This window comes from Aureispira sp. CCB-QB1, assembly GCF_000724545.1.
Taxonomy (GTDB): Bacteria; Bacteroidota; Bacteroidia; order Chitinophagales; family Saprospiraceae; genus Aureispira.
The window spans coordinates 1-20,790 of the sequence record NZ_JHBV01000001.1 but is presented as its reverse complement, the minus strand read 5'-3'; the positions used below and the strand labels follow the sequence as shown (position 1 = coordinate 20,790).

Here is a 20,790-nt window from a genome sequence, read left to right as displayed (position 1 = left end):
CAGTAAATTTTCTTTTTTTCATACCTCTAATTTAAGCTTTTTTATTTACTTAACTAATGGTTCTGTTTTTGGGGTACACGGCACAGGTTATAAGTTAATTCAGAAAATTTAACATCCGTTCTAAAACGTTTCCAATAATTGAGAGCTGTCTTTTGTTTCTTCTTAGTTTCTTTAGCTAGAGTAGTGCTATTGGTCATTTCATACTCATAGAACTCTGTAAAGGAGTTGATGTTTTTATATCGACTAAGGACAACGAGCTGCTCCAAGGAAACAGAGCCTTGTATTTTGGTTTGCTCCAAGGCGAACATTTCCATTTTATCAATTTGCCGCCTAATTTCGTTGTTTAGTGCAATAGCATTGGAATGTCCAACAACACGCTGAAGCTTTTTGCTCCATTGAGTAGGAGGAATGTAAATACCAGTAGAGAAGAATTTGTTTTGTCCATCCAAATAAGCTTTGATCTGAATGAGTGCAGTTCCGTTTTTACGAAGTTTGTTTTTTCGGTTGTGCACAAGCGAAAAATGAATCATGATTTTAATTTTTAAAAGATTAAAAATCACACGACTCATCCTGAGGGTAACAAAAATGGGTACAAAAATAGTACAAAAAAACAGTGTATATGGATGTAAATGGAATGTAACCCATTTAGAAAACAAAAGCCTAAAAGTAAGCGGAAACGGCGATTAACACTAGCTTTCAGAGCTATGAATGTTTATAAAAAACATTCTTTTTAGTGCCCACAACAGGATTCGAACCTGTAACCTTTGGCTCCGGAAACCAACACTCTATCCAGTTGAGCTATGCAGGCAAGTAACTTCTATATAAAGAAGATGGTTAGCAAAGATACAAAAATAGTCAAATTAGAGTTCTTTTAGAGTAGAATTAATTTGATTTTTAGTTTGATTCATATCAAATCATCTATTTCCCCAAAAGAGCGCATCATTTTCACTCTTATATAGGAGTCCTAATATAGCCCCTAAAAGTACTAACAATACAATGCTAGGCTGAGCACCAAATAGGATTAAGCCAACCATTAATCCCAACACACCTCCCAAGGTACAAGCAATAAAGCGTCCAGTGTTATTCCCTCTGCTAATGATATAAATCATAGGAATAGCAATTGTAATTCGCATAGCCGCACCAACGATGGTAATATCAACAATACTTTGCCAAACAAAAGCAATCCCTGTTGCAAGCAATACTACCAAAACGGTAATCCAACGTGTATTTTGTACTTTGTTGGGAGCATTAGGAGCTAGTGTTAAACTAGTATGAGAAGCTACCGCAAAAATGTTTGTATCGGCAGAACTCATAAGTCCTGCAAAAAACAACACTAATAAAACAGGGTAAAAACTCGGCGACAGCAAGTTTTGCATGGCATATATAAAGGCATTATCATAATCCAACGCATTATTTTGTTTTAGTGCGGACAATCCAACAAACATTAGTAAAAAAACAATGATTATAATGGGAATAAGCGCCCAACTCATTCCGCGTTTGGCAGCTTGAACGTCCTTCGCAGCATAACAAAGTTGATAACGATCTGCCAAACCAAATACCGACAAACTTCCATAAAGCATCAACCCAATAATATCTTTAGTCTTTACAGGCTCTAAAGGTGGAGTTGCGATTAATTCAGGAATCGAAAACTGATCGTTGGATAAGACACTGTACACAATAATTCCTAATAAAATTAGAATAATAATGCTTTGAAATACATCTGTGATAATAACAGCCTTAAATCCAGAGAAAAGAATGTACAGAAGTACAATAGAGGCCGTAAAAATTAGAGCTACTTCGTAAGTGAGTAAATCAAAATAGGCGATTACTTTTGCTCCCCCAACTAACGATAATAGAATCCAAAAAAACTGTATACTAATAGTAATCCCATTAGTTAGCAAACTAGTCGTATTGTTGTTGGTGATAAAACGCACTAGATCTCCTTGGGTATAAAATTGCTGCCCAATCGTAGAAAATTGTTTTATTTTAGGAGCTGCCCAAAAGGCAAAGACGCTATATCCCACTACTACTCCTAAAATTAATGGAATAACGCCCCAAGGACCAAATTTATAGGTGTAACTAGTGTAAGTAATAAATGTACTAACTCCTACAGCACCTGCAAATTTAGAGGCTAAAATATTAAATTCATTGCGATCTCTTCCAGAAATTAAATAGTCTTCATCAGAGCCATTTTTGGAGTAAAAATAGGAAATACCAATAATTAGAATGACATATATACTGATAAAAATATAGATTTCCATTGTCGTGTTTTTATAGGGAATATTATTGATTCGTTCGTCTATTGTAAATTGTATTGGCTTAACAATCAGAATTAGTTTTTGTAAAAACTAAAAAAATAACAAACGATCAATTGATAACGCACAAATGTATCTAATTTATTCTAATTAGACAAAAAAATGCGCAGCCCACCACAGACTGCGCACAACATTAAGAACCTTCCTAAAACACTATAATTCTTTATATTTTTATAATACAGTTGAACACTGTGCTATTAGACACTAATTTTGTCAATCAATAATTAACGTCTAATAACTCCATTATTCTTCTCTTGTTTTTAATTTGACAACAATATCTTTGGGCTGCCCTCTTCGATTGACCGTTACAACAATGTCATCTCCTGGATTTTTACTTCCAATTTGTTCTTGCAATTTAGGAACAGAGGAAGTTTGAATTCCATTGATTCTTGTAATAACATCTCCTGTATTTAATTCAGACTGAATCGCAGCTCCTCCTTCTATCAATTCACTGACATAGACCCCTTCTGTTACAGCCAAATCTAACTCTTTAGCCATATCACTATCCACACTTTGAATCATAATACCTAAAAACGCTCGTTTTACTTCACCATGATCTATTAGGTCTTGCATGACTTTTTTTACTAAATTAATAGGCACTGCAAAAGAATAACCAGCATAGGTTCCAGAAGGTGCATAGATTGCTGTATTGATCCCAATTAATTTGCCATCAGCATTCACCAATGCACCACCGCTATTTCCTGGATTGACAGCAGCATCCGTTTGAATAAAAGACTCAATGCTGTATTGTCCATTTAGGATACTAATATCTCTTCCTTTGGCACTAATAATTCCTGCGGTGACTGTTGAGCTCAACTCAAATGGATTTCCGATTGCTAACACCCATTCTCCTACCCTTGCTTCATCAGAATTAGCTAAGTCAATAACAGGTAAATTATCTCCTGTAATTTTTAGGACAGCGAGATCTGTAGAAGGATCTGTCCCCATTACTTCTGCCTCAAACTTTCTATTATCACTTAACAAGACATCTACTTTGGTAGCATCCTTAATAACATGATTATTGGTAACGATATAACCTTTTTCGCTAATAATAACCCCCGATCCTGTAGATTTGGAGGGACCTGGACTGCCAAAAAACTGGTAATACCTTCGTTCTCTTTCATTTCTAGCTCGGTGTTCCGTAATTGATGTAATATTAACAACAGCGGGCATAGCACGGTCAGCCGCATCAGCAAAACTTTCAGGACGCCCTAACGTTCCTTGGTTGTGCACCAATTTCTGTGCTGCTGGTTGTTGTACAACAGGTTGTTGTTCTGTCGAAACTTGAATGGTTTGTACATCTGTTGGAGGATTTAGTAGATAGGAACCTCCCAATGCCATAGCACCTCCCATAGCACTAGCTAAAACTAAAGAAACTAAGTTATTTTTCATATATCTCCTATTTATTGTGTGTATGTAGTATTAACGTTCTTGTATACGCTGAAACAAAATAAGTTATCGGACAATTGTTTGTCGGTTTTAAACTATGATTACAAACAATTTCAATTCACCAACTATTATTTTACTAGCGTATTCTTTTTGAATTACACTACTATAAACGCCACTTTTTAAATCAGAGTTGTTTTTCTATATGAGATTAACAAGATTTTAAGTTTGTTAGCGTAAAATGATATTTTTTAGTTCATCGTGTACTATTGGCACTAGCAAAACACAAAGACACAAAACACTCATTATCAGAAATAAAAATAGCATTCTCTAGTACTTTATTCTTTTATCCCATTCATTATTGCTGCTCAAAATGTTAAGAATTTTTAAGAATTAGGTCGGCAAATTGGGGCTTATTTCCATATAATATTTATCCAATCCTTCTCCAAAGCCGTTTGGTGTGACCTCCTTGGTAACAAAACCCATTTTCTCATAAAAGGGAGCCGTGTGCTGCGAGGTATCTATCATATAAATATGCCCAGGAAACTCTGCCTTCATTTTTTTTATTCGGAAAGTAGTCAATTGGCTACCAATACCTGTTCCGTGTAATTGCGCCTCAACCATTCCCCACGATAGTCCCGCTTTATTCCGCTCATCGTCATAAAAATAACCGCCACAAGCAACTACTTGATGATCTTTCAAAGCAACAAAGTAACGACCATCCAACGCTTGTTTCTCCAACCATTTATCAAAATCATTAAATTCCTCCAACAAGAAATATTTCGGCATATTACTTTTAAAAATAGATAAGCAAGCTGCTTTGTGTTCAAGTGTATATGTTTCTATAGTAATCATAATATATCTAAAGTTGAATCCTTAACTACGCTTTTACACTGTAATCGTGGATTATAATAAAAAGAAAAACCTACCTAGACGAAACTGCTTAGGTAGGTTTTTAGTTCCTAAAATTCGGAAACTAGTTGTTTAAATTAGTAGTTAGCTGCGCTGCTACTTCGTGGTCGTTGATTAGATCGCTGCTAAATTTTTGGCAACTTCTTCCCAGTTGATTAAGTTAAAAAAGGCATTGATATAATCCCCTCTTCTATTTTGATAATTTAAATAGTAAGCATGTTCCCATACATCCAAACCAAGTATGGGCGTCCCTACTTGTCCGACTATATTAGACATCAACGGATTGTCTTGGTTGGCGGTATCTGTCACCGCCAATTTGCCACTAGGTTCTTGAATCAACCAAGCCCATCCAGAACCAAATCGCGTTTTGGCAGCATCTTTAAATTCGTTGGAGAAGTTTTCAAATGTACCAAAAGATTGTGTGATGGCATCTGCCAAATCACCAGTAGGTTCACCACCTTTGTTAGGGCCAATTACTTTCCAAAATAAGCTATGGTTATAGTAACCACCACCGTTATTACGAAGCCCTAAATCTGTCTCATTATCTTGAATTCCTGCCAAAATTTCCTTCAATGATTTTCCTGCCCATTGAGAGCCTTCTAATGCCTTGTTAAATTTCTTGGTATATCCCGCATGATGTTTGTCATGATGAATTTCCATTGTTCGAGCATCAATATGAGGCTCTAAGGCATCGAATGCATAGCCCAACTCTGGCAATTCAAAAACCGTCGTTTTTTCAGGCTCTTTCTCCTTAGGTGTTTCTTGTTCTTGATCAGGTGTATTGTTATCACATCCTACTAATGGAGCCATAAAAGCCCCCATTGTTAGCATGGCACTAGTTCTTAAAAATTCGCGTTTTTTCATAATTAGGTATAGATTAGTATGGTAAATATCTTTATCAATGAATCAATTTACTTTCCAAGCAATTTCGATCACTAAAGATAGCGAAGGATATAAAAATATGAAACTAAAACAAAGAAAGATTGAATTGTGTTTTAGTTTATGAAATAAATTTTAGAATTAGCTGCTAAATGTCTCTCAATGTTTGGGCAATAACGAAAAGCTAAGTTACATGAAGATTTATTAAAAAGTTGAAAGCAGTTTTTGTACCTTTAAGCGGTCAGCTATGTAACCATATTAACCAATTCATCATAGTAGTTTATTTGTATCTAATAATTAAAAACACAATATATAAATAAACTATATTTTCAAAGAACCAATAAAAACTACTCAGAAGAGCTAACGAATGTTAAAAGACAACAAAATTCAAAACTTAATTAAGGAAGAATGGAATCGCCAAAGTGCGGGAATTGAATTAATTGCTTCTGAAAATATTGTTAGTAAGCAAGTCATGGAAACAATGGGCACTTGTTTAACTAATAAATATGCTGAAGGATATCCTGGGAAACGATATTATGGTGGTTGTGAAGTCGTCGACAAAATCGAACAGTTGGCAATTGATAGAGCTTGCGAATTGTATGGGGCTGAATATGCAAATGTACAACCTCATTCAGGTGCTCAAGCCAATGCAGCAGTTTATTTGATGGCATTAAACCCTGGCGATAAAGTATTAGGGTTTGATTTGGCACATGGAGGACATTTGACACATGGCTCTCCTGCTAACTTCTCTGGAAAAATTTACCAGCCTTTCTTTTATGGTGTTGAAGAAGAAACAGGGCGTATTAACATGGATCGAGTAGCTGAAATTGCGAAAAAAGAACGCCCTCAGATGATTGTTTGTGGGGCATCGGCTTACTCTAGAGAATGGGAATACGAGCGTTTTAGAGAGATTGCTGACGAAGTTGGTGCTTTTCTATGGTGTGATATGGCGCACCCTGCGGGATTAATCGCAGCAGGTTTGCTAAAAAATCCCTTAGAATATTGTCATGTTGTTACTACTACGACACACAAAACGTTAAGAGGTCCTAGAGGAGGGATGATTTTGGCAGGTAAAGATATTGAAAATCCGTTTAACGTTCGTTGGAAGAAAAGTGGCAATCTTAAGAAGATTAGCACATTGCTCAATGGAGCTGTCTTTCCTGGAATACAAGGGGGACCTTTAGAGCATATTATTGCGGCCAAAGCAGTAGCATTTCACGAAGCATTGCAACCTGAGTTTATCAATTATCAAAAACAAGTGATTGCCAACGCTCAAGTAATGGCAAATGCTTTTGTTGAAAAAGGGTACAAAGTCATTTCTGGTGGAACAGAAAATCATTTGATGTTGTTGGACTTAAGAGCGAAAGGTGTTACTGGAAAAGATGCTGAAAACACCTTGATCAAAGCAGATATTACAGTAAATAAAAATATGGTTCCTTTTGACACGGAATCTCCTTTTGTTACTTCGGGAATGCGTGTTGGAACTTCGGCTATTACTACACGTGGCTTCAAAGAAGCTGATTGTCTAAAAACTGTTGAGTGGATAGACCGTGTGCTAACAAATATCAATGATGAAGATACGATTAGCCAAGTCCGTTCTGAGATCAACGAATATATGGCTAACTTTCCATTATTTGCCTCCAATGAGGCAGAAATGATTGTTGAAAATATTATGTAAGTATCAAAGAATTGCGTTGATTAAATAGTTCGCTATACTAGTGCGTATAGCGAGCTATTATCATAAATAAGCAATTTATTGATTGCCACTTTTTCGTCCTAGATTAGCTTATAATCGCAGGAATTTAAATGTAATGCTATCTTTCCAATTCATACCAACCAATAAAACAAACTTATTGGTCGACAACTAATTTTGTTTTATTGCTATGAAATTGTGCTAAACAAAAATAATTATGATAAAAAAACACATTCCCAATACTGTTACTTTGTCCAACCTATTGTGTGGTTGTTTGGCTTTGATTAGTATCTTTACCAATCAATTAGAGATGGTTCCTTTTTTCATTGCGGTAAGTTTATTAGCTGATTATTTTGATGGACTTTTGGCACGTTTACTCAAAGTAAATTCTCCTATGGGAAGAGAACTAGACTCATTAGCAGATATGGTATCGTTTGGGGTTGTTCCAGGAGCAATGTTGTATTATTTGATTAATCAAGCAAACGGAATAGCAGGAATAGATTTTGGAGACACGTCTACATTGGTTGGATTAGTTGGCTTCTTAGTCACCTTATTTTCTTGTATTCGATTGGCAAAATTTAACTTAGATACTAGACAAACAGAAGGATTTGTTGGGCTTAATACTCCAGCTTGCACTATCTTTGTACTTGGTTTATTATTGATTACGTTAGGAAATTTATATGGGATGCGAAATGTTGTGCTTAACGAGGTCTTTCTATATAGTACTTCTGCTATATTATCGTATCTTTTAATTGCAGAAATCCCTATGTTTAGTTTTAAATTTAAATCCTTAGAACTTAAAGGGAACAAAATTAGAGTCTCCTTTATTGTTGTTTCTATACTGTGTTTTTGCTTGTTTAAGTTTGGAGCCGCATTAAGTTTGATTATTTTATTTTACATTTTAATTTCAATTGTATTGTGGATGGGTGGAATGTTGAAAAGAGAAAAAAGAGAATTTTAGAATATGCACTCTTCTTGCCCAATAATGTCCTTACTTTGTCATCTCATGTTGTTTTTCCTCCTATAGAATCTCATTCACTTCGTTTACCCAAATGTAACTTTCATTAGTTGAAACGTCACTTTCATTAGTTGAAATGCACCTTTCGTATTTTAGGCTTGCTTTCTGTGCAGCTTTGATTTATATTTGTATTAACCAATTAGAACAAAATAATATAAAATATTTCGTTCAGTCCCCTTATAAGGTTACTAACAAAACTAAACTCCGAAACTGACTAAATTTTAGAACCTTTATTACTTGCAAATACCATGAAAACCAAGCTAAACTTTTGCAAAAAATAAAGAACTAAACCTACCCTATTTTTTTGTACCCTAATGAATTCTATGAGTCTTTCTCATTTGTAATGATGAGTTCAAGCCACCTGTAATGAGGTGGTTTTTCTGTTTGAATACCTCTCGATTACTCATAATGTTGTTTTATTAGTAGTTCGTTGATTTTTTACTTTTTTACCCAAAAGATAAAAAAGCACATTTATATTAGTTTGATAATCAGAATTTTAACACAAAACGCAACAAAAGTGCAACTTGCTGATTATCAAACTAATAAAGTTTTTCAACGAACTATTGTTTATGAAGCCAAGTTTATAAAATAACTGTTAATTAACCTCGTAAAGAACATCCACTGTTTTGTTAAAAGCATGGTTTACGGCATAACATTTAGACTCTGCATTATAAAATCTAAACGTATCTCCTACTTTTGTTTGCTGAATAATTTTGAGTAATTCACCTTCAAAATCTCCTCCTTGTTTCACATAAAACGTCCTTGTTTTTCCTCCTTTAGGGGTATAATCTACACTACATTGCCATGTATAACAAGTAGATTGAAAATCATACGGGCTCAAGCTTGAGTATAGTTTTTTCTGAATCCTCATCGTATCAGCTTTTATATACCTCGTTTTTTGCTCTGTAAATATATTTGAAAGAGAAGGAAAAGTTGGTAAATTCTTTAATTCTCGTATATAAAATGAAACTGGAGAGCCGACTTGTTGTCGAGATTGGGCATGTATCAACTCTACACGAACAATCGTATCTTCTTGACTAGGAAGAATAGACCAAGCCCCCATATTACCACTTCGCTTTTCTAGTTTCACAGGATTTCCAGCTTGATTACGGGCATTTGCTCTTAGCATCCAAAAAGGAAATTCATTAGACACGAAATCCAATTTATTCAATTGATATCGATATAAAATTCTATTGTTTTGTGAGGAGATAGAGGTCATTTTATCTTTAGTTTCAAATAGAAACCTTTTTTCTAATGTATCAACTGTTTTCGAGATAGGATTTTCATAAATAACCTGCGCGGTATACGCTCTCTGACCAATGAATTTAGGAGTTGTCTTAAATGTTCCTATCCCCTCTTTTAAGGGAATCTCTTCATCATTGACCTTTATTTGATGAATGGTGATACCACTCAGAATTTTTAGACCAATCTCTGAACGAAACTCATTCCCTTTTATAATTGATGGAGCAAGAGGACATGAATAAATATCCAACGCTAGGTTTGGAAAATTGGTCAAGAGGGCTAAACTATCTATTTTTTGTTGCAAAGCTTGAAGGTGCATTTCCTTTGCTTGCAATTCAAATTTCAACTTTCTAGCTTCATTCTGCTCTGTTGCTGAATAAAACGTTAGTGTCAACAAAATCATCAATGGCACACTATATATTAATCGATTCATGTCAAATTCTATTTTTAATAGTTTATCAAGTTACAAAGTAATTGCCTTGGAGGTGTATTAAACAAAAATTAACTTTTTGGTTTAAAAAAATAGTTATACTAGAGGTTAAATAACAAAAAAGTTATACATTTAAAAAATAAATACAAAACCACCAGCCTTAATCATGTCTGGCATAGCAATTTTTAACAATAGCTATTACCCTCTATTTATCAAGTATTTTGACAATAACAAACTCAACAGCGATAACTAGTTGGCTTTTTTTAATTATTAGCAACATTGCTTGATATAATTATTTCTTTTAAAATTAATTTATTAAAACTATAAAATCATTATTTATGCAATCAAACATCACAGAAAATCCCCCACTTTCATTGGCTCATAAAGTACTAATTACGTTAGGTAAATTAGCGCAAAGAGCAGATGTTTCTGTTGATATTCGTACCTCTTTTAATGAATCATTATCTGAAAAGTGGATTCAAAAGTTACCAAGTGATATGGCTGCCTTTTTCCGCCAAATCAATGGTATATATTATGCTTGGTCTTTTTTGGACGAACAGACGATTCAAGGCATCTATTTCCATCACCTACAAGAGAATGGGAAAAAAATTGTCAATCAAAAAACAGGATTTTTTAGCTTGCCCTGTTTTAGCACCACGGGAAAAGTGGCTAAAGAACTGCCACTTCTAGATCAAAATGGTGCTAAATGGAAAACAAAAGGAGAAGCAATCTTTTTCGAAGGAACACAAGATTCCAAAGGAACATTTTTATTTATAGACAAAACAGGGGAACAAACTATTTACGACTGGAGCAATGACGGTGAGGCGCTCAAAATTGCGGACTCTTTTTCAGAATATTTAGAACAATGTATCCGTAATAAATTTGCAGGTTCTGCTAGTAATATTTTAGAGCGACTCAACGAATCTACTAAGTTGCGAACACCTTTTGAAGTTTCGATTGAGGCAATTGAGTCAATTGACCATAGTGTATTGCTTGAATACAACGGTAATAAATTGTTTTCAAAACACTTTGATGCAATTATGAAAGCCTTTGGTCGTAAAGAAAGAGCCGCTAAGCATTCCAATACTAAAGGTGCTGTTTTCTCAGAGTTGTTTGATGACCTTGCAAGCATTACTGAAGCGCAAGCTGCTATCATCTTAGCTGGTTTTGGTTTTTCAAATGGCACAAAAGAACAATTGGTCTCTTTTTTCCATCTCAATACCGCTCTAACTCGCCTAGATATTGGACTGAAATACAAACCTACAGAGGGTATTCCCAATGCTAAGGATTATGATGGATGGAAAGATAAGCGCACTTTAGCAAGAGCTATAAGCCTTGTGCCTGAATTAAAAAAACTTATACAACAGCCCCCTTTTCATCCCGATTTAATCCCCTTTGTCCAAGAACACCACAATCATTCTTGGACTCCTTTTGTTGCTTGCATACATACAGAGCATAACAATCGCCAAAGAAAGACTGTTTTCTCCGTATTGTATCCAACTGATGTGACAACAGAACTACAAACGGGGAACAAATTTATGTCAACGGCACCTCCTGTTGTCCCTACCGTGTTTAATAAAGTTCTCCTAGAACACCCCAAACTAGTAGAAACTAATTAAATACAATTTTCAATTGCTTAAATTTTGCCAGTTAGAACCTAAATATAAAAGGCTCTAATTGGCAAAATTATACCTGAATAGCATACGAATTCAAGAGTTTTCGGAACTTTTTTTCTTCCCTTTCCCAAGTCCTATCTTTTTTTAACTTTGAAACAATGATGCATTTGGTTTTTGAATTTCCAACCTTCAATAACTCTGAGATAGCTTGGCAATTACTTTGTTTTATTAACAACAACAAAAACAAAATATGAGCAACTTTCATAAGCTAATTGTTGAGAGGTTACTGTATAGAGGTCGCTTTTAATAAAAAATCCTTAGTAGCATGCTTCACCTGCTCGCCTTCTTCTCCCCACCAAACAAAATGCCCCCCCGCTCTTACATACATCATTTTAATAGCAGGTATCATTTTCTCAAGTCGCTGAGCATGCTCTATCGAAACATCTATATCAACGATAGAATGTACTGCAAAAGTTGGGCAAGTTATATTGGTCCAGTCAACCGTTTGCAAATTCGCAGCTTTCGCGACTTCATCCATCATACCTTCGTACAAAGCCCCCATTGGAGTCATAGATTTCACAAAAGTCATAAATTCTTTTTTACGACTCTGATTTTGAACGATTTGTTTTGCGAGTAATATTCGTTCTTGACGATTCAAGTCTGCTTCCGTTTTTAGAAATGTTTCAATTGTTTTTTGGGGAAACAATTTAGCGGAAGTAAGTAATAACCACGAAATAATATTTTTTCCACTTTTCGATAGCACCAGTCTGCCCAGTCCAGAGTTTGCAGCTTGCTCATTAATACAATATTTACCAGAAACAGAACTCCACAAAACTAAGGATTGGGTAGGATATTTTTGTGCATAATACAATGCTGACAAGCCTCCCATGGAGACTCCAAAAACATGGATTTTATCCTTAACTCCTAAATGGTTAATTACTTCATGATAAATATCTGCATGACTTTCAAGTGTATAAGAGTCTTTAATCGGCAAATCGAAATATCCAGGACGATTGATTGCTATCACTCTAAAACCTTCTGCTACCAACCACTCAAAAGCATGAACAGACATAAAGCTCGCTCCTCCCCCTGTCGAGAATAGAATAACCTCCCCATTCTTTGGACCTATTTCTGTAAATCGTACCAACCCATACTTTGTAGAAGCCACTTTGTAATCCTTGCCTTTTTTTAGTTTTGACATAACATTGCATTAGTATGTATTAATACTTATCAAACTTATTATTCTTTTTATAGTGTTTAATCATTTTTCCAAAATCTTTATCTTTTTTACGTTTTTCAGCAACAGTAGATTCATAATGTTCTCGTTCACGCTCCATTTTTAAGTAATTTTCAAAATAAGACACATCTATTGCTCCACTTTGTATCGCTAACTGAACAGCACAGCCTTTCTCAGCAGTATGCGTACAATTTGAGAATTTACAATCTTGTATTAAGTTTTGTATTTTTTCAAATGTATTTTCCAGCCCATCCAAAGCATCTGTAATACCAACTTCTCGCATACCTGGATTATCAATAAGTATAGCCCCGTTTCGCAATTGAATTAACTCCCGATGTGTTGTTACGTGTTTTCCTCTATCACTATGATTGCCAATTGTCCCTGTATTCATCAAATGCTTTCCACTTAAACTGTTTATCAACGATGACTTTCCTACTCCTGACGATCCCAAGAGGCAATAAGTTTTGCCCTCATACATAAACGCCTCCAAATGCTTCAATCCAGCTTGCGTTTCGTTGCTCACAGGAACAATAGAAACATTATCCACTCTATTTCTTATTTTTTCTAATAAATCACTCAACGTTTGTTTATCTACTAAATCAATTTTAGATATGACAATGATTGGTTCAATCTTAGAAGAATAACAAAGTGTCAAGTAGCGTTCCAATCGATTAACATTAAAATCTCTATTGACTGATTGAACAATTAATCCATAATCGATATTGGTTGCAATAATTTGCAATTCTCCAAACTTATTGACTGCTTGTCTTGAAAGAATCGAAAATCTTGGCAAAATGCTATGTATAATTACGAAATCAGCTCCTTCACTCACATTCATTAATGCCACCCAATCTCCAACGGCTGGAAAATCTTCTCGACTATTCGCAGAAAATCTTAATTTGCCTGTAATTTCAGCTTCAAATTCTCCTTTTTCATGCTTAACAATATATCGTTCTTTGTGCTCAGCGATAACTCGGCCAATTTCATATTCTCCAAAGTTATTATTTTCTATCCTCAATTTATCAAGATAATCCTTATATCCTAACGCTTTATTTTTCATAAAATTATATTTTAACAACGTGGCTATATTTGATTGTACACCTTGTTATGCGATTAGTTCTATACAATCATAATAGACGATTGGTAGTCAGTATTTTTTTTCTACTTCCCCAATTCAACCACCTTTATCTTCTTGTTTACTAGGTTTTTGAATCGACTCAGTTCCTTATTATTGTGGATTTCATAATGCATTGGAATAGCTATTTTAGGTTGAATTTCATTTACAATTTTTGCCGCTGCTTCTCCATCCATCGTCAATTTCTCCCCTCCTATTGGTACCAAGGTGACTTCAATTTTATTTAATTTTTTTATTTCTGGAATATAATCTGTATCACCTGCATGATAGATTCTTACTCCATTTTTTAATGTAAGTATATATCCTACATTTTGTTTCGATTTGGGATGTGCTTTCAGCCACAAAAAGACAGGTTTGGTGTTATAAGCAAAAACAGTATTGATGTTAAGCGTTTCAAAATTTAGTTGCTCATTAGGCTTCATTACTTGGATTTTATCAGTAATGTTTTTTAGCTTTTTAAACACTGTCACAGTGCAAATGATATGGGTATCTTTTTTTAGTAACTGTTTGATATCCTTAATAGAGAAGTGATCTGGATGTGCATGAGTAATTAAAATAAAATCAGCTTTCTCTGTTGTTTCGATAGCTACAGGATCTATATAAAGAACAAAGTCATCTGTTTTTAATTGAAAACTTGATGGAAAAAAATGAGATTGATTGATTTTTATTGCTCCCCAAGTAGTTAACGTTGCCCCTTTTCCTATGCTTATTTGTTGTGGAATAGGGTTTCTCTTTTCACTTATACTTATAGTTACCATAATGTAGGTTTGGCTAATTATCTACTATTGGAAATTATTTTTATATCACAACAAAAATACAGCTCAAAAACGTAACATTTTAAACGCTACCGTCTAAAATGTTCGCTTAAAAAGCACGACCATTTTTCGAATATCCGAAAAGTATGCCTTTAACCATGATTCGTTCAAGGTCTCCATTGATATTTGTAAGTAAAAGTTATCTAGCCCAAAATGCAACATCATAAGAGCTAAAGAAGTATTTTCTGATAAGGAAATGATGTTCTTCCAGATAGGAAGTAACCCTTGAGTAGAAAACTGGCTAATACGTCTAAGACACTCTTCAAATCTTAATTGCTCTCGATGGATTCTCAATTGGCGATTGAATAACAAGTCTATCTTATGCTCTAAAATAATTGCTATGAGTTCTTCCTCACTTTCTGCCTTAGATTCTTTTTCTGAAATAATCTTAGCCTGCTTCAAATGAAATTTCAACAAACTATCTATAAAAACTTCTAAGTCAACAAACAAATGATAAAATGAGGATTTATTCTTGCCGACTTTTCTTGATAATTGTTCTATTTTCAGTCCTTTTGGTCCTTCATTAGCAAAATATTGATACCCTGCTTCTAACCAATTTTTTTCTATTTCTCTCATACTAAATGCTCCCAATTTACAAGTACTTAATAACCACATAAGTTCTGCTTATCTGACTTACAACGCCCCATAAACTTATTACAATCATTTATTGAATTAAGTTCATTGAGCAATCATTTCTATTAAGAGCTTTTAGGAATAAAGCAAATGTGATTTATGGGGCATTTGATACAACAGAAACCACGTAAAAGGCAATAACTAGCAAAGTAGTTCGCCTCTTAATTTTACTTTGTGGGGGGACTTAGTTAGTTTCAGCCCCCCACTTATCAACTACTTATACAAGAAAGCATCTTTAGGATTGACATAATAAATCCTTTGATCGTTATAAAGCATGTATGTTTTTCCGTAGTTTTCATGACCAGTGTAGTTTTGTGCAATGTAAAAACCTTCCCTTTTATAATTTCCTTGAGGTGTTTTCATCACTACGATAGCTTTAACAATTCGTTTGAGTGGAACATTAGTTATAGGATGTCTTTTGATTTCCCAATCTGTGGAGTTTATATAAGCATAGAGCACTTCTTCTTTCCAATGATATGCCTGAGCCGTTTTTTTGATCAGTGCCGTTGCATCATTTTTTAGCTGAGTTATTTTCATTCCTTCTGAAGGCAAGGGTTTGGCTTCTTTGATTTCTTGATTTTGCCATGTCGCCCATAAAGCATCAAACTTTTCAAAAACAACTTTAGAAGTATACGTAGGGTTCGCTTGATACTCTTTGAACTTTGAGGTATCCTTAGCTGCAATAATAAATGTCTCAGGAGTTATATTATTCATCCATGCATGCCCCTCTTTGTCATTTTTACGGTATACATTAGCTCCGATAAGAATAACCCCAGGTTCTAACACCAAACATTCAGCATTAAAATAAGACTCTGGTCCTCCTGTCATTCCCATTTTAAACAACACATTTCCCTTATCAGCAGAAGTTTTATACTGATCGGGTATCATTGCATAATTGGCATCCGAGTTAGACCAATGTATTTGCATTGTATGCTTATCTTGTGCATATTCTATAGAAAAGCCACTATAAGCTTTTGTGGTATCTCGGCTAAAATGATTGGCAGGCGGAACAACGGCATAAGAGTTTAAATAATAAAAACCCGAAAAGTCAATGTCATCCTTAAAATCTTGTCTGTACGTTCCTTTAAAAATCAATGGTCCATTATCACTCATCAAGATTCGATCCTCATCACTATAAGGAGTTTCGTTTAACTCTTCTAAAGTTACGCGCTGGACTGTTTTCTGGTTTGATTTAGTTGTTGTTCCTCCTGAAAGGTTTTTGATGTTGTCTTTGACCTTTGTTTTAAGAAGGTTTTTAAATTGAGCATTTGCTACCATTGAACTCATTAAAAAGGCAGCAATTAAAAGAATTGATTGTTTCATTAATCTTGTGTTTTGGATTATTAATGAAACAAAGATACCTTCAAAGAAATCAACATTCAACTCAAATTAACCAATGGCAGTTTTCCTTAATAAATGGCTCAAAAGACCTTATTAATCGGCTATTGATACATTAACATTAGCTAAATAATGCTTTAAATTTTTGAATTTTGTATCTAGAGACTTTGGCTTTAATCTGGTTTTTCAGATAAATAATATAAGCCCCATTGTTTAAGCTTTCCACTTGATTCAAATTAACTAGCCAAGACTTATGTGTTCTAAAAAAAAATTGAAATTCCGATAGCTCTTTTTCAAACTGCCCCAAACTTTTGCTGACTAAATAATCGGTTGCATCATCAAAGTAAATTTTAGAATAAGCTCCTTCTGCTTCTATTGCAATAATTGAAGCAGGTACAATAAACTTGTTAAATATTTTAATTTTGTTTTTAAACGATAAATTTACTCCCCTGTTGAGTGCTTGATATTCTTCTGAGTCATTCAATAATTGATAATTTCTTTCCACCTTCTGCACGGCTTGTTTTAACCTATCAATATCAATAGGTTTTAATAAATAATCCGTAGCAGATAACTCAAATGCTTTAACAGCATACTTATCATAAGCGGTCACAAAAATAATTTCAAACGATTCACAATCTACAAAATTAACAATTTCATAACCAGCATAGTTAGGCATATCTACGTCCAAGAAAACCAAATCAATTTTATTTTTTTTAATAAAATCGACACCATCCATCAAATTATCAAAAACCCCAACTATGCTAACATTAGGTAAAAAACGATCTGCTAATAGACAAAGATTTTCTTGTGCGCTAGCCTCATCGTCAATAATTATTGTTTTTAGTTTGCTCATAATTCACCTACTTATTTGATTCCTGTCATTCGTTGATAGACTTCTTACGCTCCTACTGCTTTACAAAAGGTATAATTACCACTACTTTTGTCCCTATAGCGTGGTTGTCTTCATAAAGATCTTCGTAATGAAATCCAATATTCTCTACATTCATTTTTCGTTTCAAAAATTCAAATCTTTTCCTTAGAGCCTCCAATGCAAATGATTGGTGTTTTTGGTTCCGACGTTTATTAATTTGCTCGGCTGCTTTTCGACCAATTCCATTGTCAACAATAGTACATTTTAGCACCTCATCCAATTCAAAATCAATCGTCAATAATTTATCTGATTTTTTGTGCAACAATCCATGTTTCAAAGCATTTTCTAACAGCGGTTGTAACAACATCGAGGGCACCATTATATTTCCAACCTGATTCGTTTTGATGCTATAATTAAAATTATCTCTAAATCTTAACTTTTCTAATGTCAAATAATTTTCAAGCAATCCAACTTCTTCTTCAAATGAGATCAAAGGTCTTTCCGAAAACATTAAAGTTTGCCGCACCAAATCTGCAAACTTATTGATATAAGAATAAGAATTATCCACATCACCTTTTAACACCAAAGTTTGAATAGAATTTAAGGCATTAAAGATAAAATGAGGATTCATTTGAGATTGTAATGCTTTGAGATTGGATACTAATATTTCATCATTTTTTCTTTCCTCCAATTCACTATAAGCTGCATCCAGTTCCATTTTTTGCTGTCTGATAACTTTCATTCTAGAATAAATAATCATCAAAGCCACCACCACTACCAATAAGATCAATAAGGCACTCAATACAATATAACCAAGTCGTTTCTTCTCCACCTCTGTTCTCAAAATCTCATTTTGATGTTCAACTTCTTTTATTTTTGCTATTTTTTCAAATTCATATTTAGCCGATTCTTGAAAAATCTTTCGTTCAAACGATTTCATTCTTAAGCTATCTCGAGTATTAGCATATTCATTTAAAAAATAGTTTGCCTTTTGGTAGTATTTTTTTTCCTCATAGATTTTTGTCAGTTTCCCAGAAGCAGCCTCTATTCCACTATAAAAATTAAGCGTTTTAGCTATTTTATAGCTTTCTAAAGCATACTTCTCTGCAAGGTCATAGTCCTCCTCGATTAATTTTAACTCTGCTAAGCTGTTGTTAGCAACAATAATATATTCCAAACTGCCATAAATATTGGCTATTTCTAAAATATGTTGAAATTCTGTTTCGGCTCCACCATAATCTTTCTGTATTACCTTAATCTCCCCCATTAGTAAATGCACCTGCAAAGCATCCAATTTTGCTCCAGCTTTATCAAAATTTTTCAGAGCTTCTACACAATTTTCCTCTGCTTCTTCCAAACTATCTGCCAAGACTAAAATTTTTCCTTCGGAAACCAAAACAGATCCAATTATTCTAAAATCATCATTTTCTCTAGCAGCATCCAAGGAAATTTGCAAAAAATTAAGCGCCTCTTTTCTAGTTCCTAATTGTAGATGTAAACTTCCAATGTTTAAGCTAGCATTAGCAATTCCACTCAAATCCTTAGAAGCCTCAGCTAATTTTAAAGCCAATGAATAGTAGTCAATTGCTTCTCGAATATCTCCTAGGTTTTCACTGATACCAGCCAAAGCATTGTATATTTTGCCCTGCCCTTGTATATTATCAATTTCTGTAAAAATATCTAGCGCCGTTAAGTATTCTTTCTTGGCATTTATGTAATCACCATCTTCGTCATAAAAATACCCCCTATTCCCATAAGCTATCCCTTTATAATAAATACATTTTTGATATTCTCTAGAGTTAGGTGAATACTGAGCAGCCAATTTTTGCGCAAGATCCAACAAAAAAGCATTGTACCTAGGCCATACCTCTTCGTTCCAACAATTATCAATCAAATCTTCCAATACTTTCAAGCGGATAGTATCGTGTTTTGAATTATGGTAAGCCTCCATACTTGTCACCAACACAAGAGAATCATTTTGCGAAAGACGAATGGTTTCTAACGAATCAATTAGAAAATACTCCGTATCATTAAATTTAGATTGTGCCCCCAAGTTTAATTGTAATAACAAGAGGACTCCTAAATGTATATATTTCATTTACAGTTTATTTCTTGGACAATGTAACACTCAAACCTCATAAAAATATTGTATTAAACACGACAGTGTTAGCATATGGTACTCGGCTTTTGCTTTGTACTACTCAACAATCTTAGTTAACAAAAGTACATTCATACCAACCTAATAATCAAAAGCTTAACACAAAACACAATAAAACTACAACTTATTAACTATCAGCTATATAGCAAACTAACAACCTTATTTTTATTTATCATTTTTGAGGTTTATTCAATTTTTTAAAATTCTCTTTTTACAGCCTAATTTACTACTTTTTTTAAAGTTTTATTTATAAAAATATTTTTTATAAGCTACTAAAAGGTGCATAACTGGGACATTTAGACTCAACTCATTGACTATTAAGTAATCGTTCAAAAAAACAACAAGTACCACACAGTAGCAGCGCAGCTAAAACAGCCTTCTTTTTGCGCTACTCTTCAATCAGAAAAGCTTGTCTTAACTCGCTAAGCCTTCCTTTTTTTCTTTGATTAGCAAAAGAATAATTCCATTTTTTGTTCTTATTTTTTCTAACCTCTTACTTAAATAAAAAAAATCGGCAGAAAAAAAATTTCCTACCGATTTGCAAACTTATATTAACGAGTTTTTTCTCTTTAGATTGCTTTCTAATTACAACGAGAATAGCACGATATTTTAAGCTACTGCTTTGGTTACTCTACTCGTATTTTTCTTGTAAAACTAGCATAACGACTACTTACTTTGATAAAGTAAATTCCCGATACATAACGATTTATATCAAAATCTATTTCATGGTAAGCATTGGACTCAATACTTGTATTATAAGACGCTACGACTTGCCCCAAAGCGGTTATAATTTCAATTTGATAACGATCGTCTTTTGCTACCTGAAGGTATACCGTATTGCTTTCTTTATGTAATACTGTTGGAAATAATTTCTGTACAATGGGAGTTTCTACAGTCAACGATTGCACTTCTGTATAAGTAGACGTCCCATCAAAATCTACTTGTTTTAATCGGAAGTAATGCACTCCTGGTATTAAATTAGGTACTTTATAATCATAATACTGTGCTGTAGTCGTTGTTCCTGCTCCGTTAACATATCCAATTTGATTAAATTCTGGTGCACCAGTACTAGGCAGTGCATGTTCCACTTCGTAACCTGCATTATTCAACTC

The 20,790-nt window shown here is 34.0% G+C and carries 17 protein-coding genes and 1 tRNA gene; 3 read left to right on the top strand and 15 right to left on the bottom strand.

The window, feature by feature from the left end:
* Positions 1-53 precede the first annotated feature (53 nt).
* From CG11_RS00095 to CG11_RS00070, 6 genes are all read right to left on the bottom strand, one after another.
* A complete protein-coding gene (locus CG11_RS00095) occupies positions 54-530 on the bottom strand; it encodes an Arm DNA-binding domain-containing protein (RefSeq protein ID WP_052591884.1) in 477 nt (158 codons plus the stop codon).
* A gap of 204 nt (positions 531-734) precedes the next feature.
* A tRNA-Arg gene (locus CG11_RS00090) sits at positions 735-808 on the bottom strand.
* A 106-nt stretch (positions 809-914) separates the two neighbouring features.
* Entirely contained in the window at positions 915-2,261 is a 1,347-nt protein-coding gene (locus CG11_RS00085) for a sodium:solute symporter (RefSeq protein ID WP_052591883.1), read from the bottom strand.
* Between the two features lie 297 nt (positions 2,262-2,558).
* Positions 2,559-3,707, bottom strand: a complete 1,149-nt coding sequence (locus CG11_RS00080) for a S1C family serine protease (protein ID WP_052591882.1) — start codon at positions 3,705-3,707, stop codon at positions 2,559-2,561.
* A gap of 387 nt (positions 3,708-4,094) precedes the next feature.
* The gene (locus CG11_RS00075; RefSeq protein ID WP_052591880.1) at positions 4,095-4,556 is read right to left on the bottom strand and encodes a GNAT family N-acetyltransferase; all 462 of its coding nucleotides are present in this window, start codon (positions 4,554-4,556) and stop codon (positions 4,095-4,097) included.
* 171 nt (positions 4,557-4,727) lie between these two features.
* Positions 4,728-5,477, bottom strand: coding sequence for a superoxide dismutase (locus CG11_RS00070; RefSeq protein ID WP_081909407.1), 750 nt, complete (start codon positions 5,475-5,477; stop codon positions 4,728-4,730).
* A 382-nt stretch (positions 5,478-5,859) separates the two neighbouring features.
* Between CG11_RS00070 and glyA the strand changes: the two genes are divergently transcribed.
* Positions 5,860-7,170, top strand: coding sequence for a serine hydroxymethyltransferase (gene glyA / locus CG11_RS00065; protein WP_052591878.1), 1,311 nt, complete (start codon positions 5,860-5,862; stop codon positions 7,168-7,170).
* Between the two features lie 232 nt (positions 7,171-7,402).
* Positions 7,403-8,146, top strand: a complete 744-nt coding sequence (locus CG11_RS00060; RefSeq protein ID WP_052591876.1) for a phosphatidylcholine/phosphatidylserine synthase — start codon at positions 7,403-7,405, stop codon at positions 8,144-8,146.
* 652 nt (positions 8,147-8,798) lie between these two features.
* On the opposite strand, the gene CG11_RS00055 is transcribed toward CG11_RS00060, so the two are convergent.
* Complete coding sequence (locus CG11_RS00055; protein ID WP_052591875.1) at positions 8,799-9,878, bottom strand: hypothetical protein; 1,080 nt, start codon at positions 9,876-9,878, stop codon at positions 8,799-8,801.
* Positions 9,879-10,213: 335 nt separating this feature from the next.
* On the opposite strand from CG11_RS00055, the gene CG11_RS00050 reads away from it, so the two are divergent.
* Positions 10,214-11,494: an SMI1/KNR4 family protein gene (locus CG11_RS00050; RefSeq protein ID WP_052591873.1), complete on the top strand. Its 1,281-nt coding sequence runs from the start codon at positions 10,214-10,216 to the stop codon at positions 11,492-11,494.
* A gap of 280 nt (positions 11,495-11,774) precedes the next feature.
* Here the strand turns inward: CG11_RS00050 and CG11_RS00040 are convergent, their stop codons facing one another.
* The 8 genes from CG11_RS00040 to CG11_RS00005 form a co-directional block, all read right to left on the bottom strand.
* Positions 11,775-12,692 carry an alpha/beta fold hydrolase gene (locus CG11_RS00040; RefSeq protein ID WP_052591871.1) on the bottom strand — a complete coding sequence of 306 codons (918 nt, stop codon included), beginning with the start codon at positions 12,690-12,692 and terminating at the stop codon, positions 11,775-11,777.
* Positions 12,693-12,711: 19 nt separating this feature from the next.
* Positions 12,712-13,788 (bottom strand): ribosome small subunit-dependent GTPase A, encoded by a 1,077-nt coding sequence (gene rsgA, locus CG11_RS00035; RefSeq protein WP_052591870.1) that lies wholly within the window; start codon positions 13,786-13,788, stop codon positions 12,712-12,714.
* Between the two features lie 101 nt (positions 13,789-13,889).
* The gene (locus CG11_RS00030) at positions 13,890-14,621 is read right to left on the bottom strand and encodes an MBL fold metallo-hydrolase (protein ID WP_052591868.1); all 732 of its coding nucleotides are present in this window, start codon (positions 14,619-14,621) and stop codon (positions 13,890-13,892) included.
* Positions 14,622-14,714: 93 nt separating this feature from the next.
* The gene (locus CG11_RS00025) at positions 14,715-15,293 is read right to left on the bottom strand and encodes a TetR/AcrR family transcriptional regulator (RefSeq protein WP_156039606.1); all 579 of its coding nucleotides are present in this window, start codon (positions 15,291-15,293) and stop codon (positions 14,715-14,717) included.
* A gap of 231 nt (positions 15,294-15,524) precedes the next feature.
* Entirely contained in the window at positions 15,525-16,634 is a 1,110-nt protein-coding gene (locus tag CG11_RS00020; RefSeq protein ID WP_052591864.1) for a hypothetical protein, read from the bottom strand.
* Positions 16,635-16,770: 136 nt separating this feature from the next.
* Positions 16,771-17,502: a LytTR family DNA-binding domain-containing protein gene (locus CG11_RS00015; RefSeq protein ID WP_052591862.1), complete on the bottom strand. Its 732-nt coding sequence runs from the start codon at positions 17,500-17,502 to the stop codon at positions 16,771-16,773.
* A gap of 52 nt (positions 17,503-17,554) precedes the next feature.
* Complete coding sequence (locus CG11_RS00010) at positions 17,555-19,618, bottom strand: histidine kinase (protein ID WP_052591861.1); 2,064 nt, start codon at positions 19,616-19,618, stop codon at positions 17,555-17,557.
* A 686-nt stretch (positions 19,619-20,304) separates the two neighbouring features.
* Positions 20,305-20,790 (bottom strand): T9SS type A sorting domain-containing protein (locus tag CG11_RS00005; RefSeq protein WP_052591859.1); only part of this gene is annotated, 486 nt, incomplete at its 5' end.